The organism is Anaerobacillus sp. CMMVII (genome assembly GCF_025377685.1).
Taxonomy (GTDB): Bacteria; Bacillota; Bacilli; order Bacillales; family Anaerobacillaceae; genus Anaerobacillus.
In genome coordinates, this window is sequence record NZ_JACEHK010000003.1 from 121484 (window position 1) to 137954 (window position 16471).

At 37.3% G+C, this 16471-nt stretch carries 14 protein-coding genes and 1 riboswitch; of the genes, 8 read left to right on the top strand and 6 right to left on the bottom strand.

Annotated features, from left to right (window positions below; all coding sequences use genetic code 11):
• Nucleotides 1-21: 21 nt before the first annotated feature.
• The 4 genes from H1D32_RS07880 to H1D32_RS07895 form a co-directional block, all read right to left on the bottom strand.
• Nucleotides 22-3237 carry an EAL domain-containing protein gene (locus H1D32_RS07880; RefSeq protein ID WP_261177725.1) on the bottom strand — a complete coding sequence of 1072 codons (3216 nt, stop codon included), beginning with the start codon at nucleotides 3235-3237 and terminating at the stop codon, nucleotides 22-24.
• A 73-nt stretch (nucleotides 3238-3310) separates the two neighbouring features.
• Nucleotides 3311-3396, bottom strand: a riboswitch (cyclic di-GMP riboswitch).
• 235 nt (nucleotides 3397-3631) lie between these two features.
• Nucleotides 3632-4408 carry a hypothetical protein gene (locus tag H1D32_RS07885; protein WP_261177726.1) on the bottom strand — a complete coding sequence of 259 codons (777 nt, stop codon included), beginning with the start codon at nucleotides 4406-4408 and terminating at the stop codon, nucleotides 3632-3634.
• A 415-nt stretch (nucleotides 4409-4823) separates the two neighbouring features.
• A complete protein-coding gene (locus H1D32_RS07890) occupies nucleotides 4824-6113 on the bottom strand; it encodes an SGNH/GDSL hydrolase family protein (protein WP_261177727.1) in 1290 nt (429 codons plus the stop codon).
• A gap of 567 nt (nucleotides 6114-6680) precedes the next feature.
• On the bottom strand, nucleotides 6681-6878 hold the full coding sequence (locus H1D32_RS07895) for a hypothetical protein (RefSeq protein WP_261177728.1): 198 nt from the start codon (nucleotides 6876-6878) through the stop codon (nucleotides 6681-6683).
• Nucleotides 6879-7015: 137 nt separating this feature from the next.
• Between H1D32_RS07895 and H1D32_RS07900 the strand changes: the two genes are divergently transcribed.
• The 3 genes from H1D32_RS07900 to H1D32_RS07910 all read left to right on the top strand — a co-directional run bounded on the left by H1D32_RS07900 (nucleotide 7016) and on the right by H1D32_RS07910 (nucleotide 9648).
• On the top strand, nucleotides 7016-7477 hold the full coding sequence (locus tag H1D32_RS07900) for a hypothetical protein (RefSeq protein ID WP_261177729.1): 462 nt from the start codon (nucleotides 7016-7018) through the stop codon (nucleotides 7475-7477).
• A 1016-nt stretch (nucleotides 7478-8493) separates the two neighbouring features.
• A complete protein-coding gene (locus H1D32_RS07905) occupies nucleotides 8494-9174 on the top strand; it encodes a hypothetical protein (protein ID WP_261177730.1) in 681 nt (226 codons plus the stop codon).
• Between the two features lie 288 nt (nucleotides 9175-9462).
• Complete coding sequence (locus tag H1D32_RS07910) at nucleotides 9463-9648, top strand: hypothetical protein (RefSeq protein ID WP_261177731.1); 186 nt, start codon at nucleotides 9463-9465, stop codon at nucleotides 9646-9648.
• Nucleotides 9649-9769: 121 nt separating this feature from the next.
• Here H1D32_RS07910 and H1D32_RS07915 read toward each other — a convergent pair whose 3' ends face one another.
• Nucleotides 9770-10360, bottom strand: a complete 591-nt coding sequence (locus H1D32_RS07915; protein ID WP_396126160.1) for a class D sortase — start codon at nucleotides 10358-10360, stop codon at nucleotides 9770-9772.
• A gap of 32 nt (nucleotides 10361-10392) precedes the next feature.
• The gene (locus H1D32_RS07920) at nucleotides 10393-11391 is read right to left on the bottom strand and encodes a processed acidic surface protein (RefSeq protein WP_261177733.1); all 999 of its coding nucleotides are present in this window, start codon (nucleotides 11389-11391) and stop codon (nucleotides 10393-10395) included.
• Between the two features lie 310 nt (nucleotides 11392-11701).
• Here H1D32_RS07920 and H1D32_RS07925 point away from each other — a divergent pair, with 310 nt between their 5' ends.
• The 5 genes from H1D32_RS07925 to H1D32_RS07945 all read left to right on the top strand — a co-directional run bounded on the left by H1D32_RS07925 (nucleotide 11702) and on the right by H1D32_RS07945 (nucleotide 16471).
• Complete coding sequence (locus H1D32_RS07925) at nucleotides 11702-11857, top strand: hypothetical protein (RefSeq protein ID WP_261177735.1); 156 nt, start codon at nucleotides 11702-11704, stop codon at nucleotides 11855-11857.
• A 666-nt stretch (nucleotides 11858-12523) separates the two neighbouring features.
• Nucleotides 12524-13528 (top strand): HNH endonuclease, encoded by a 1005-nt coding sequence (locus H1D32_RS07930; RefSeq protein WP_261177736.1) that lies wholly within the window; start codon nucleotides 12524-12526, stop codon nucleotides 13526-13528.
• Complete coding sequence (locus H1D32_RS07935) at nucleotides 13518-13937, top strand: SMI1/KNR4 family protein (protein ID WP_261177737.1); 420 nt, start codon at nucleotides 13518-13520, stop codon at nucleotides 13935-13937. Before H1D32_RS07930 ends, H1D32_RS07935 begins: the two co-directional genes overlap by 11 nt.
• Nucleotides 13938-13957: 20 nt before the next feature.
• Nucleotides 13958-14467, top strand: coding sequence for a hypothetical protein (locus H1D32_RS07940; RefSeq protein WP_261177738.1), 510 nt, complete (start codon nucleotides 13958-13960; stop codon nucleotides 14465-14467).
• A gap of 15 nt (nucleotides 14468-14482) precedes the next feature.
• The gene (locus tag H1D32_RS07945) at nucleotides 14483-16471 is read left to right on the top strand and encodes a dynamin family protein (RefSeq protein WP_261177739.1); all 1989 of its coding nucleotides are present in this window, start codon (nucleotides 14483-14485) and stop codon (nucleotides 16469-16471) included.

Consider the following 16471-nt stretch of genomic DNA (forward strand, 5'->3'; position numbering starts at 1 on the left):
GCTCTTTTTATGTCCCTGGCACTACATAAGAATCTCATTATTCATTACAAAATCGCCAACTTCTTGATACATCTCATTATTAATGCTTGATTGAACTGTATCTAGAAGACTTATAAGTTGTGATTGTTTGTTTTTAGGTAACGAAAATTCCAGTCCATATTGGTGTAGTTCATTATCAACTTCCTTGGTCCAGACTAGAGAACCAAGGAGGTCAATTGATTGGTTATTTAGTTTCAACTTAAAATTCAGGATAAGATCTGATCGAACTGGTAGTCTTACATTTGTAAAAAAACGTAAGCCACCACCACTAATATTTTCTATTAAAACTTTTGTGGTCCCTAAGGTTACATTTTTACCACCAAGGTTTACGATCGTCATATCGGCACGCAACCGATGCTTAAATTCTATGCGATAAAATTTGCGACGATTATTTTGAACAACCTCTGGTGCAGTATATGCAATTGTTTTTTTGTTACCGTTTGACAGCAGTTGTTCAAGTTCTTTACTCGGTACTGGTTTATAAAAATAATAGCCTTGAACATAATCGCAATCTAAAGCTTGAACACAGGAGAGTTGCTCCGAAGTTTCTACTCCCTCTGCAACGATCGCCATTTTCAGAACTTTCCCTAACTTAATAATGGTAGACGTAATTTCTTTAGATTCTAAATCTTCAGTAAGATCTTTGATAAATGATTTATCTATTTTTAAACAATTAAACTTAAATTTTTTCAAGTAGTTAAGAGAGGAGTATCCCGTGCCAAAGTCATCAATGGCAATTTTTATTCCAAGGTTCTTTAATTTCGTTACGGTTGAAAAAACGGCTGTTTCATCTCTAACTAATGAAGTCTCTGTCAGCTCAATCATGAGATATTTTGGATCCAACTTCGACTTTTCAAGGATCGCCTTAATTTTTTCGAACAAATTCTCTTGCATGAACTGCTGCGGAGAGATATTTACAGAGACTGTTATTGGAGGTAATCCAAGTTCCTGCCACTTTTTATTTTGAAAACATGCTGTTTCTAACACCCACTCTCCGATCGGAACAATTAATCCAGTTTCTTCGGCAATGGCAATAAACTCGTGTGGTGGAACTTTTCCCCACTGAGGATGATTCCAACGGATAAGTGCTTCGGCCCCGATGATCTTTTCAGTTTTAACATCTACCTGAGGTTGATACTCTAGCATAAATTGCTGACTACTTAGTGCTCTTCTAAGGTCATTTTGTAATGTGAAAGTCTTGTAGGAATGTAAATTCATTGTCGAGGAGTAAAACTGAAAATTGTTTTTTCCTCTTTTTTTCGCTTCTTGTAAAGCGATAGCAGCATTTTTCGAGAGTCCGACCACTGTATCTCCAGTAAATGGATAAATACTAATACCGATACTTGTTGTTAAGTAGATTTCGTGAGTGTTAATTAAAAAAGGTGAATCAAATGATACAATTATTGAGTTAGCAAGTGTACTGATTACTTGAAAATCACTAATCTGAGGAACAATAATAAAAAATTCATCTCCAACATTTCTGGAAAGAAGACCATTTTTTTCAGTAGTAAATTTTAATCGGTTAGCTATTTCGCATAATAATTGGTCACCAATCTCATTTCCTAGTGTCTCATTAATACTATTAAATCGATCTACATCTAAATGAATTAAAGCCAATTGTGTATTGTGTACTCTGGCCTCTTCAAGGGCTTCATTAAATTTCATCTCAAAAAATTTCTTGTTAGGAAGTCCTGTTAAAAAATCATGGTAGGACATTTTTTCGATTGTCTGCAATGCATCTTTAGTTTCAGTGATGTCGCGGTAATTAATGACAATCCCGTTAATACTTGGTTCGTTAAGGAAATTCGTATAGGTTCCTGAACAGTGGCGCCATGAGCCATTGCAATGTTTAATACGACATTCAAACGCTGTTTGTCCTTCTACATTAGTTAAAGCTGAAAGAAAGTCATTTTTGACGAATGGCTTATCCTCCTGGTGGATTAAATCAAATACGTATTTTCCAAGCAAATCTTCAATTTTATAGCCTAACTTTTCAACAGACGGGCTCTGATAGGTGATAATTCCGTTTTGATCAACGATCGTGATTAGATCATTGGAGTGTTGAACTAGTGAATATAACCGTTCTTCCCCAAGGCGAATTTGCTCTTGTTTATAGATCATTTCTTCTTCTATCTTCTTGCGTTCGGTAATATCGCTTCTAATTGCAATGTACTGATAAGGCACACCTTTCTCATTAAGAAACGGGATAATCGTTGCATCCATCCAGCTAATTGTACCGTCTTTTGCTTTGTTTCTAATTTCACCCCGCCAAATTTCTCCTTTGGCTACAGAACCCCAAAGTTCCTGAAAAAATTGACTCGAATGGTATCTTGAATTAATAATTCGATGGTCCTGTCCAAGCATTTCTTCTCGCGGGTATTGATATTTTTCACAAAATTTATCATTTACATAAGAAATTTTCCCATTTGCATCCGTTACAGAGACGATAGCAGATTGGTCCAGTGCATATTTTATATCACGAATATCCTGCTCACTTTTTTTTCTATCAGTTATATCTTGGTAAAGAGCTACGTACCCACAAATCACTCCTTCAGAGTTATAATAGGGGGTTGTCGAAATCCATAAATCAACGTATGAACCATCTTTTCTCTGCCGAGTAATCTCGCGATTTGAAATTGATTTTCCTTTGGTTGTAAGCTCAAAGAAGCTATGAAATTCATCACCATCTTTCAGAAATGGTAGCGTTTTACCGACAACTTCTAATGCCTTCCAACCAAATAGTTGTTCTGCACCTTCATTCCATATCTCTATTTTTTTATCTAAATTGAGTATGATAGTTGCGATAGGGAGACCATGAACAAGCATTTTTATCTGTTGTTTTTCAAGGTTAATTAATTGTTGTGTGTTTTTTTCGGTTGCTTGAACTAATGTATAATTCTTGCCATTAAGGCATATTGGTATCGATTTGGTTATCTCAATGGAAATTAAGGTTCCATCACTTTTTATTCCTCTAACGACAAAAGGGGAGGAGACGTTATTTAATTGGTTGATAAGAAATCGTTGGTCTTGCTGATCGAATAAGTCAAGATAATTCCTGCCAATCAATTGTTCTTTGCGATATCTAAAGTTACATGCAAGAACGGAACTTATATCTACAATCTTATTTTTTTCTACAATAAAGTGAGATTGCTCAACTTCTAGTTGTTGGTTCTCTTGTTGAATGAAACTTATCTGCACGATTTATCCCCCTTAAATATGAAAAAAACACACCCGTAAGCAAGGGTATGTTAGATTGTGGTCTACTTGACTATACGGTAACTGGCTGGCATATCAATCGATGATTTAGCCCCTTTAGCTTTGCGTCACTGCGTTTCCGCAGTTTTGCCTTTACTATATTTAACTATGAATGGAAATCTTTGTTTACATAAATATACCATGATTAGGGACTAATTCACTACATAATTTTAAGTTTTGGTGACAGAATTTGTGAAATTTGTCGCGGGATAGGGGATGGGAGGGGGGATGGGGGTCTGACCCCCAGGGGAGTGAAGCGGTAAAGCAGTAAAGCTACCCCGTAGCAGGGGAAACTCATTCTCAAAAATTAGCCCTGTGGAGAGGGCTCTCTACAGGGCTAACTTAATAGATTGGTTTTTTTAGTTATTTCGTCATTCTTTCTTTTAAAATATAGCCTTGGATATAAGTAATACCTGCCAGAATTTAGTGAAGACCAGTAATAAATTAACGCAGCATTTTGATTAACAATCTCCTTTAGTTTCACCATTGAACCAGCTTCAGAAGGATCAAATTGGTATCCGTCTCTAATGTATTTCTTAAAGAGGTTATATTGCTCAAAAGTTATAGGAGTAGAATAGTGGAAAACCGCTTCATAAAGTAATGTTTTGCATTCATCGGTTAGTTTTTTATTATTACATATACTGTTTACTAGGGTGTGTTTGCCGTTTGAAATTGCGAGTTCCTTATAGTCATCCGGAACATCAGGTTGAATAAGGTATTTTTTTATTTCCTTCAGTTCAATCCCACTATCCTCAGATATTTGTTCCGCAGTCTTTTTATCATCATTAAGTAAGTTCCTAATTAATTCCATTTTCACTTTCCAATAACTATTTTCCAGATAACAAGATTGAAGGAGCTTAAGTGTCCACTGATATTCATTGGCTGGTCCTTGATGTATTTGGCATGGAATTTTCAGAGTTGAATTTAGTACCTTTAAGGTTTGGTAAACCTCAATACCTTTCCACAAAAAGTAGTTTCCAATCTTGTCCTTGAAAACATGTATTAGTGGCCGGTTTGATTTTAGTAGAATAGGGAGTTTCTTACTTGCAGTGTTACGAGTTGGCAAATATTGATGCCTGACATTGATCTGATTAGCAGATAAATATTTCGCCATGAACACCTTATCTCAAATCCTTTCTGTTTTTATAAAGTTTATGAGATTGCTAGAATGTCCTATTCGAAAATGTTTGGGACTTTCATTGGGGTCTGACCCCCACCGAGGTAAAGCTTTAAAGCGGAGGGGTATCTCCTGTAAATAGTTTCAGTTCGAAAGTTTACTTCTTATCATTGGTCGTATTAAGGGAAATCTATAGTTAACTTCCATAATGGTGAAAGTTAGAACAAACAAAAGGACCGCTAATCATTGCCCAATGATTAGCGATCTTTTTAATTGTAAAAGTCCTAGTGCAAAATTAATCAAACGTTTGATTAATTTTAGATAGATTTTTCTTGTGAAGGGGAACTTGGAGGGAATGGTTAATAGGGGAAAAAAGCAGCCTTCTAAACGAAGACTGCTCAAAATAAATTACTTAAAAGTTACTTTTTTTACGATGCTGTGCATACATACTAAGAGATCCGATCAAAAGTAATCCAAATCCAAGTAGAAGGTAGTTGTATAACGGTGTAGCCGTATTTGGTAGTTTATTACCAGATCCTAGTTTTTTATCCTCTTTCGCTGGAGGTGTCACTTTTTCTTCTACTGGTTGTTCCTCTTCGATTGGTTCTTCTTCCACAGGCTCTTCTTCAATAGGTTCTTCAACAACGGGTTCTTCTTCAATAGGTTCCTCAACAACAGGCTCTTCTTCTACGATATTTTCAATCGTAATGTAGCCTATTCCTACGAGTCCTTCTGCAGTTAATCCAAAAACTGTATAAGTTCCATTTTTAGTAACTTCAAACTCACCGACAAATTCATTTCCTTCTGTTGCAAATTCAGTAACATTTTTATCACCAGCAAGCCACATTGCTACTACTAGTTCATAATTTGCGCTGACAGAGATAGTCACTGGACCAGTTGTTTCTTCTGTGGTAGAAGCTGTTAATTCAAGAATTAATTCTGCATCGACTGGTGGCTGTAACAATTCTGCTAAGAGAGCGTTGGCTAAATCCGCTAATACATAATGACCTTCTAAGTTCGGATGAATGTCTTGTGGAAGTAAGTATTGAGCTTGTTTTCCTTCATAAGCAGAGAACGCATCTAAAACGAAAATACCGTAATCAGGTGAATGAAACTTATGGATGACTTCTTCATTAACCAATTGTGCCATTTGCCCTGCAAGATAGTAAAAGGTTTGTTCGAATTCGGTTGGTCCCGGTACTGTAGGGTTATAAATGTTGTAAAATAAGATTGGCGCTTCTGACTGAGAACGAATTATCCCGAAAATTTGTTCTAAGTTCTGAGCGATTTGTACTGAAGCGAGTTCTACTGCTTGGGCTAGCTCTACAGGATTAAGTTCCTTTTGACCAGTGACAATCTTTCCGAATTCCGTTGCTTGCAATAAATCGTTATTACCAATATTCAGGGTAATTAGGTCTGCTTCTTTTAGGGAACTAGTATAAGCAGGGTTAGATAGGAGTGCTTCTAGTAATTGTGAAGAAGTCCACCCAGGATAAGCTAGATTGGTTACATCGAACAGTCCTTGTCCAATATAATTAGGAAAAGCCTCACTTGCTGGATTAGCTAGGTTGTGCCCAAACGTAATTGAATCACCTAAAGCAACTAATGATAATTTCTCTAAATCCTCATTTGCGCTAACCATAGATGCGAACATGCTGCTGATTAAAACCATGATAAGAAATAAATGCACTATTCTTTTCACTTTCAAGGCCACTCCTTCTATTAAATGTAATTTTTGAATCTATCAAATTATACTTCGAAATATTCAGAATAATCAATCGAAACCATTCGACTTAAATGGAGCGTTCACCACCCGAAGATTGTATGAATTTGTCGTATTTACGGCTGATACTCAGATAAATCTAGTTGAATGTACAATGAACGGAAAGGGATAGCGTGTATTATCCGATTTTTTCCAATGGTCAGTGGCAATATTGTCAAAGAGTGATTTTTACTGTCGTAGATTACCTCTGTTTGACGAACATGAAATATGCTTTACCGGGCTAAGGGGGAGATTCAATGAGATGGTTAAGGAGAAAAGAAGGCTTTAGGTTGATGGATCGTAACGGTAGTGGGTATTAGAAATGTTTAGGTGTAAGGGATATATATTAAATCGATATTCGATGAGAGCAGGAAAATAAGAGTGGGGGAAATTTCCTTTTATTTTTTGGGGTGGCGCACCACGTCAGTCACATTCCCTCCGAAAAGTAATGTAGCATAGCCCAACAGAGAACACTCTCTGCTAGGCTTACAATTTACCGCTAAAAATTTATCTTCTTTTTTTAGATGGGCTCACAGGCTTCCCTTTTTCTTTCTTTTCCTTCATGACACCGTAGAGAAAAAGGAAAAGGAATAATATCGCTATGATTAAAGTTTCAATGAAAAAGTTGTCTTGTAACAACTGAAATAGAAATTGGCCACCAAAGATTAGTACACCGATCAGTCCTAGCTTCTTTTTGTCTCTCACTAGACACCCTCCTATCACAATTTTCAGTATTAAAATTATAGCATAAAGCAGACATCATAGTTTATCCGCTCGAAAGTTCAGATCAGCGAATGCAAAGTAATTCTAATGAATATAGTTTAATCATAGGGAGGGGGAATGTGATGAAAATTAAGGAACTACTAAATGGGATAACTGGAGAGTTAACATCGTTCATAAACGAAAGAACAATAACTGTTCGAATTACTTCTCAAAAGCTTTTAAAGATTTTGGAAAAGCAGCATTTACCAGAAGTAACAAACCTAGATGTAAAGATTATAAATGAACGAATAATTATCAGCGGTATGCAAAAAAGGCTGTTACTAAACATAAATTTCAGGATTGAACTCATTCCGGTACAATCTGTAAAGAGAATTATATACTTTGATATTTTAAACATGAAACCTATTAATCAAGAATGGATGAAACGAAGGTTATTTAATAAACCTAATTTGTTATCCTATGAAAATAAAAAAGTAGCACTTAATCTAAATGAAATTGACCAAATTAAATCCATGCCGATTGGAAATATAAAAAAGATTAAAGTGAAAGAGGATAAACTTTTGGTAAGTTTAGGGATTTGAGAATTGAACAAAAGCTTTGCAATGATGTTGTTTTACTGCATTGCAGAGCTTTATTTTTTAAAAATCAAAATAGACTCCATATTTGATCTTGGGTATGCTTTTATTGCTTGAATAGAAATTTTTGGTAGGTATACAAATATTGTTGAATTTCTAAAGAAGGGTATCTCGAAGAAATTAGACTTTGTGATCGCTCATGAACTTGTTTATATTAAAGGCTGTTTTCGCAAAGTTTGTTGCTTTCGTAAAAATACTAAGATTTCACAACTTATTAAATAAGTAGTGCTCTTTTCTTACTCAATTTATTGAGTGATATCTTCATCTAAGGAATTTTTCCAACTATTTTACGTTAAAAAACCATATTAAAAGATAGCATGTAACAAAGTAAACACTCATTTTACCAGCAGTGTGGATCCAATGCATATTCTAGAGCTTGTGCATATACGTGTGACCGAATAGCTGGAGCCTATATTTCAAACCCAACAAATGCAATTAATGCTATTACCATCCTGGCTATCGCTGACGTCTATTTTTTGGCTTAGATATTGTAAATTATATACGTAACTCTAAAAATGAAACAGGCTTTTTCGTTTGGTTTTGCCAAGCAATTTCTACTCATCCACCATTACCCCCAAAAATAATCCGAATTCAACAATTTGCTGAGTACTAGAATTGGTTAGTATTTATCCTTTTTAGCTTGCTGTCTTTATATTGTCTAATTAATCTTCTGCGCTGCCATTCTCATGGTAGCGTTTTTTTAGTTTTTAAGTCTGTCACAAGACACTCAGAAAATTAATCAAACGTTTAATTAATTTTATAAATAGAGATTGATAAGATAACTAATTAGCCTCATGGCAAAATGACGGATTACTAGAACTAACGTTAGTACTGGTCAAAATAAAATACATAAATTTGTAAGACTCACTAAATTTCGACAAAGTTTTATGTTTTTTACTAGTACAATAGTACTCATACTAATTAATTGTTTTAGTAGTAAGTTTACATATGGAGGGAATTACATGGGATTTTTTCGTGAGATTGGAAAAGGGTTAGGTGGGATAGCTGGAACTGTATTGGGTACACCAATACAAATTGTCGGAGAGATCACTGGAGCGAAAATATTAGAAGATATCGGTGATGGTGTAAAAAAGGCGTCAACTTTCGCAGGAGATACTGTTGGGCAAGTAGCAGATGGAACAGTTAATACAGTGAGTGGTATTTGGCACGATGACCCTAGCCAACGAGATAAAGGACTTAGTGATATCGGAAACGCGGTAGGTCGCACTGCTACGGGTGTAATAGTTACTGCAAAAAATGCAGTGGAAAATACAGGAGAAGTAATTGTAGGTGCAATTGATGGCGATATGAATAAGGTTAAAAAAGGTGCAAGTGGACTTGCCACAACCGTAGCCATTGGGGCAATTGCGATTGGTGTGATTGATGTCGTGGATGGTGCGGAAACTGCAAATCCTACCCTAACTGAGGGTGAAGCTATGAATGTGGCTACCAATGGTAACCCTGATATCCACCACGTAGAGCCTCACTATGTCGAGGGATATACCCGAGCAGACGGAACAGAAGTGTCAGGCTACTACAGAGATGGCGATGGAAATCCCAATACACAGTTATCAGCTGAAGAGGGTGGCGGTTACTATCGGTCAAACCCGGATGGTAACCCTCTAAATAATTTGAAAGGATAGATGGTAAATATATTACTATTTACTCTAAGCAAAGCCCTATCCAATGACCTGGATAGGGCTTTTCATTAAAATAGACACTTAGTTTTGTTTCATAGTAACTAGTCACCATATTCATATTCTCAAACATGTAGCGCAGTCGGTGTAGTAATTTAAATCTTTAAAGTAGTGGATGTAAGACAACAATCACCCAAAACTTGTTCAGTAGTGTCCTTTTCGAGTATAATGAATTGAGAGAAATTGGTAAGTGTTAGTCAAGTTAATTCTCAACGTTATGTAGGAGGAAGTAGTATGAGTACAGGTAAGCGGTTAATATTAGCTTTATCCATTTATGCAGTAGCCTCAGCGCTAATATACTTATTACTTTGGTATTTTGACCCTTCTCTAAATGAATACCTGAGGGCAGCCATTATTAGTTCTCCAATACTAGTTTCTGTTGTGCTGACAAGGCTACTCGTTGGTAGAAGAAGAAATTAAAAAGACTGGGCTATTTTTACGAATGGCAGTTATGAATGTTAGAGCTAGTAACCTACATAAGTTACAAAATAGAAAAAACGACGTATACCCAAATATACGTCGTTACTATTTTACCTACCGCTTATTTTACTAGATTTGCAACAAGGATATAGCGTTCCGGGGCCGAACCGATAAAGTCAAACGGATAACAGGTGGATAAAGTTAAGGTTGGTCTAGGCCTTGGGACAATTACCGTACGATCATCCTCATCTACAATTCTTACTCGCTTTACTTTATACGTAAATTCTCCGGCAGAAGTAGTGACGATTAAGAGATCATTTTCTCCTACTTCACCTAGGCGTCTAAAAACAGTATCACGATGCCCAGATAAAACGGAGTTGTCGTTTTCGCCAGGCAAGACACTTCCCATGAAATGACCGACACCTTTTTCAAGTTCATCTTCATCTGTCCCATGAAAAATTGGTAAGTTGGCATCGAGTTTTGGAATATAAAGGTTTCCAATCATATCTCCCTTACGAGGTCGTTCTGGATACAGCTCCTGTTCTTCTATTTTACTAGCCTTCACCACTTCAATGGTCTCATCTAATTCTTCATAAACATTGATGTTCCCTGTTTTAAATAGCAAATAGCCCTTTAAAAATTTATAGCCATTCGTCCCACTAAACCAGAGCCCAGCGGTAATGATACAAATAGAGAAGGAGAGAAGAACCAATTGCTTGATTCTTCTCTTTTTTGCCTATTCATTTATGCATTTCCTCTTACACGAAGTTTACGGAAAAAGATGAACCCAGCAAATGCTGCTAATAAACCTAATAGTGAATTTTGAAGATTGTTAGTACCAGTTTTCGGAAGCTTTGCACCTTTTTCTGTTTTTACAGGATCTTTAGCTTTCGCTTTTTCTTTCTTTACAATTTTCTCTAAATCGCTTCCTGTGTCAACGATAAGGTCAACTCCAAATAATTCAGCTGTTAAAAGGATGTCAGCTAGGAACTCTCCTTGTAGGTTATAAAATTCAATCAGTAAATCATAACCATTTGATGTTTGCATTTTCATTAATTGTACTAATGAAACTGGTTTTTTTTCGTCACCTTTAACAAAGAAAAATTTTGCTTCAAGTTCAAATAAATGTAGTAATTCAGTAAAAATTGCTGCAAGCTCAGCAATTTGTTCAGCTTCTAAATCAGTTGCGCTTTCTAGATCAACATATGCCTCGAATGCTTCAAGTCTTTCTAGAATAATTAATAATTTCGCTTCAAATTCAGGATTTTCAATATCAAGTGATAACAAATGAGAGAATAGTCTATCTAACTCTTCTTCTGTTAAGCCGATTTCATTGAAGATATCAAACATGATGTCCTCGTATTCAAAATCCCCTTCGTATTCAAGATAAAAGTAGATTGCATACTCCAGATCATTATAAAAATAATAATCTGCTAAACTCTCGCCATATTCAGCAAGTAATTCTTCTAATTCTTCTAAAGTCAGATTGAATTCTTCCAATAATTGTTGTAAATTTTCGTCAGTTAAGATAGGGCCAAAGAACATACGTAGTTCTTCAACTGACTCAAAATCTTCTAAAGTTAAAAGATAAAAGTCTAAATATTCCTCTAACTCTTCTTTAGTCCAATTTAATTCAGTAAGATAGCCTTCAAGATCACTTTCATTCATTGCTGCAAATCCTGAAATAGGTAAAGCTGAAAAAACAAGAGTAAAAACTAGAAATAAAGACAGCAAACGTTTCAAGCAAATTCCTCCTAAAATTTAGATAAATTACTAGATTATTATAAATCGATTTTTGTAGTTTGAATAGTAAAATTTTTCTAATACTTCGCTTGCTAGATGGGGGGTTCTGACCCCCACCGCTTTAAAGCTTTACCTTGGTGGGGGTCAGACCCCAATTTTCAATTTTATTAATGACTATAGTTTTGCCAGCATGAAACAAGATTACTTGAATATGCTATAAAAAAGCTATAGTTAGCGTGACTAATAGAGTATTAAACTGAAGAACCAAAAGCCAATCTTTTTCCAAATTAAAAAGTAAGGAGGAGATGTCATGAGGTGGTTTTGGCAGAGGAGAAAAGAGTATGGCGGAGTGGATAGAAAAGGGAGAGTCTATGTCAAAGAATTAAATGAACGGCAGTGGGTTTTAGACATGTATAGACGTAAGGGGTATATAATAAACAGATACTCTATGAGAGAGGGTAAGTAAAAAAGGATGTTCTCTCAAAGATTGTTGCTTTGTAATGTTAGGATATATCAAGGTCTCGTGGGCATCTTTTCTAACCTTCGATGGTTTTTAACGTAGAAATATGGATTATTTACTGAATTACTGTCCATCAATCCACAATGTTTACGAAAAGAGCCATAAAAAGAGAGTCCCAATAGCCCTATAGCTCTACCTTCTTCAATCATTTTTACACTTTGTGTTGGTGAAAGTGAACTTTCACTTGAGGCAGACACCTAGTACCATACAAAAAGCCTACCATTACTTTTACTAATAATGGTAGGCTCTTTGTTATAGTTATGATTGGTGACTGAAAAGGTGCTAGTGGTCCTGTAGCTTCTGTCCAAAACCTACTTTTTATAGTCCAAAATAGATTTCGTACCACTATAGGTATGTATAATAAACTCGCTTTTCTTTCTAGAAATATCTGCACAGAAGAGGAATCGCTCGAAGTGTGTTGGATTTTGTCGATAGATAATATGCTTTTTGATAGAAAGAGTCATAGTATAGTAAATACGTCTTGGGTATAATCGAGTAACAGGTAGTTGTTTGGTTTTGTATACAATCTGATAGCGTTGAGGAATCACGTAACTCTCTCAAAATATATGTTTAAACACCTTAATCAAGCAAAAAAAGTGAGGTGGAAATGTTATGACTGAAAATAATTGGTTTATGAAACAAATGAAATCAGGAACTGAAAAGACATTGAAAACTGCGAAGAAGCTCTATGATGACTTTGATGAAAAAGACAGGGAATTAAAAGATGTGACTGGCAAGGGTTTTATTCATACCTATGCGGAAAAAGGTGGCGATGTGGCTGGTCGTGTGATTGGAACTCCTGTTAGCTACATTGGTAAAAAGGCGAAGAGTCCATTTGTAGATGATATAGGTAAAAGTCTGCATGGGGCGACAAGATTCAGTGGTGATCTAGCTGGACAAGTGGGGCAGGGAACCTGGAAAACTGCGCAAGGCCTTGTAATGAGAAACAAATCGGATATTTATGGAGGGCTTGCTGAATATACTCAAGCTGCTGGGAGGACGGTAAAAGCGGTTTATAAGACAACGGCGTTCACGTTGAAAAATAGTGCAGCCGTTGTTCAAGGGGTTTACACGAAGGATTATCAGAAGGCAGTTACTGGACTAAAGGGAGTAGGCAAGATTGTCGTTGTCGGCGCAGTCGCCATTTCCGTATTTGATCTGATTGAAGGGGACGATGTGTCAGCAGCGGAAAATGGCGACTTTCTCATAACACATAACAGCCACCTTGCTGGTCAGTTACATCCTGAAACCGGTGTTCCTTACGAGGCACAAACGGTTGAACTGGAAAATGGAAATGAAGTAGTTGGGGTATTTCCGGTATTTGATGCGGTCGCCGAGGTTGAGCTGCCGGATGATATGTATGAAAGCAGTGACTATCGCCATTTCTCTTATGCAAACAGTGAGTTGGTTGATGCGGTGAGCAAGGACGCTGAACTTGCAAGCCAGTTTTCTACAGAACAACTCGAACAAATTTACGCAGGTGACACCCCTGATGGTTATACATGGCATCACCATGAACAACTAGGCAAATTACAGCTAGTTGATGAAGAAGTTCATGCAAAATCAGGACATAGTGGTGGACGCTCGATTTGGGGAGGTGGCGCAAATGCCCGTTAAGATTGACTGGAAATTTGAAAAAGCAGTAGCCACAGACCGAATTCTAGCTCAGCTTGAAACTCATTTTCATGTCTCGTTTCCAGAAGCGTATAAACAGCTTGTCAAACAACATAATGGAGCAAGGCCAAGGCCAAATGTCATCAAGACTACTGCAGGAAAGGAACGTGTAATCAAGACATTTTTGACTGTGCACCCAACAAAGGGTGGGATCAAGGATGTGAGTGAATGGCTATATGGCCAGCTTCCAGACGATTTGCTCGCCTTTGCAAGTGATCCGTTTGGGAACTATTTCTGTTTTCACTTTCGAACACCGGAAACCGAACCCTCAATCTCTTTTTGGCATCATGAGACACAACATGGAGAAGTTGTTGCAGATTCGTTTAGAGAATTTTTAGGAAAACTATTTTAGACAAACAGTGGGGTGGAGACATGAGTCAGACCGTTAATATGTATGATGAATTTAAACAGTTAATTGCAGAAGTAAGTGGAGAGGTCATGGAGTTAAGTATCATGGAAAAGTTAGATGCGACCTCAAAAATCTTGTCTGAAAGACTTCCGGAGCTTACTAGTAATATTGATAGACTAAGTGATTTATATAAACAGATCGAGACCTTAAGCCAATCTGAGCAAAATCACTACGATAAACTAAAAGAAATGGTTCAACAGTTGCAAAAAAGAAATGGTGAAGGACTCGAACAAATTAAGCAGTTGGATGAAAAAGTGAACAAGCTATCGAATAAGCTTACGTCAACAGGTAAGCAGGTTGAAAAGATGGTCGAGGACAGGTCTCGGTCGGTTCAAGAGAATGTCAACCTAGAGATAAGCCGTTTAAAAAGTAGTTTTGATCTACAAGCGGAGGACATGCAAAAAAGAACCAAAATTCTGATCTGGCTTAACGCCGCAACATTATTAATCTTACTATATGTCATCTTTGGATAGATCGGGGGTAACGGGATGTTTGCAACAGCAAATCAAGTGGAACGATTTGACCAACTTTATCAGGAGCTTCTCGTTCGCCGTGAGGAACAAGAACGTGAGCATCTTGCCAGGCAGTTGAAGTCTTATGGAAAGTATTTAAAAATAGCCCAAATGACCTTTCAAAAAACTCCCGGCTATCAAAATGCCAAGCTTTTAAAGGATATTACCAAGCCATTGAACGAGTTTGCTAGTGAGTTTGAGGGAGTTGCCAAAGGACTTGATGAACCGTTCATGCTTTTTGCAATGGGGATGGGAAAGTACGGAAAATCGACATTACTGAATGCTTTAATGGAACAGGAATTAGCCATGATGGACGAGCTTCCGAAAACATGGAAGATTGACGTGTTTAACCGCCATATTCCTAAGAATAAAGCGATCATAGTTTTTAAGGACGGAAGAAAAAACCTCTTGACCAAGCAAGATGCTGAAATGGTCATTCAAGGTGAAGAAAAAAAGCGGCTTGATTCAGAGAAGCTCGTTAACAAAATGTATAAAGAGGTCATGCGAGAATTAAAGACTGCCATAGAGAAAAAAGAGTATAAGCAATATCTAAGCCAGACTCACCTCTATGAATCTGATGTTACAGAGGTTCATTGGGGAGTCGAACAGTCGGCCTTGCTAAAGGACTTTTACTTAGTCGATACGCCGGGTGTCTCGCAAAAGATTATGGGTGAGATGAAGGTCAATATCCAGGAGTACTACCACAAGGCAGACGGAGTCCTCTGGCTATTAGATGCCACGGTCATTTCAGCCGGGAATTCAAGAAAGCTACTAGAAGAGTTAGACCATTCACTAGAGGCAGTGGGCGGAAAGGCCGAAAATATGATTGGCGTGCTTAACCGAATTGATGTCATTCGTGAGCGCGGCGGCGAGGAGAGTGTTCAACAAATTCTTCAAGAAGCAAATGAGATTTATCAAGGCGTCTTTGAAGCGATCATTCCTATTTCGGCAAAACAGGCGTTTGAAGGAATAATGTCGGACGACAAGTATCTGGTTGAACAAAGTGGAGTTACAGCCCTTAATGACGTTATCAAAAAGCGCTTTTTGCAACGGAGTAAGCAAATTCAAATTGCCCGAAAAGTACAAGCGGCTCAGCTGTTGGCAAACCGTGTTAAATATCATTTTTCAGGTTTCAAACAAAGACTGATTGAGGATGAAGCTAGAAAATCCGAGCAATTATTTCATCTTGACGAGGAGTTGGCTGAGAAAACGGAACAGTTCTCCAAACGAATAAACACACTTATCAATCAGTACCAAAGATCTGTGCAAGCAAACATTGACCGCTATGCTGAGCAGCTATTTGACATTGAAGGGAAGGATAGTCAGCGTCACTTTTTAGAGGATCGGATTTTTGAAAGTGAAAGTCTCGCTCGGGACATTAACTCACTCCAACAACAAGCACGTGAACAGATGGACACCATCAACCAACACTACTTACATAAGCTCTGGTTTAAGGAATATCAGCATCTTGATTTTCAGGCACTGCCCCACCACGAGGGGGACACACCGGATTTTTACGTAGGGCTTCAAGCGGGGCGGTTAGATACAGATGGAATTAGCTTTGCTTCAGGTACTGGGATTGCTTTAATCGGTGCGGCATTTTTAGGACCAATTGGACTCTTATTAGGAGGGATTGCTGGCGCATTAGGGTTAACCAAGTGGATTGCGAAGCAGTTTAAACTTGGTGGTTTGAAGAGTGACCTGAAAGAGACGCTAACCGATTCAGCCAATAAAGTGGCGACAGACCTTCAACAAGGAGTGCAGGATTTAGCAAGACATATTGGGAATTCCCTAGAGACTTTTAGTGAAGAGTCCTTTTCATCACTCTACGGGCCATCAGACGAGGCCAAACGGATCTTGGTATTGATCAAAGAAGTAGAAACGAGGATGGATAAACAGGTTGAACCCCTTTCTGTAAAAGAACTAATCCTTCAGGATCGTATCAGTAAAGCAAAAAAAGCGTAA

What these genes read in the sequence shown, in the direction of transcription:
- H1D32_RS07885 (WP_261177726.1), bottom strand. Translation starts at nt 4,408, where the DNA reads ATGGCGAAATATTTATCTGCTAATCAGATCAATGTCAGGCATCAATAT.
- H1D32_RS07905 (WP_261177730.1), top strand. Translation starts at nt 8,494, where the DNA reads ATGGGATTTTTTCGTGAGATTGGAAAAGGGTTAGGTGGGATAGCTGGA.
- H1D32_RS07910 (WP_261177731.1), top strand. Translation starts at nt 9,463, where the DNA reads ATGAGTACAGGTAAGCGGTTAATATTAGCTTTATCCATTTATGCAGTA.
- H1D32_RS07925 (WP_261177735.1), top strand. Translation starts at nt 11,702, where the DNA reads ATGAGGTGGTTTTGGCAGAGGAGAAAAGAGTATGGCGGAGTGGATAGA.
- H1D32_RS07930 (WP_261177736.1), top strand. Translation starts at nt 12,524, where the DNA reads ATGACTGAAAATAATTGGTTTATGAAACAAATGAAATCAGGAACTGAA.
- H1D32_RS07935 (WP_261177737.1), top strand. Translation starts at nt 13,518, where the DNA reads ATGCCCGTTAAGATTGACTGGAAATTTGAAAAAGCAGTAGCCACAGAC.
- H1D32_RS07940 (WP_261177738.1), top strand. Translation starts at nt 13,958, where the DNA reads ATGAGTCAGACCGTTAATATGTATGATGAATTTAAACAGTTAATTGCA.
- H1D32_RS07945 (WP_261177739.1), top strand. Translation starts at nt 14,483, where the DNA reads ATGTTTGCAACAGCAAATCAAGTGGAACGATTTGACCAACTTTATCAG.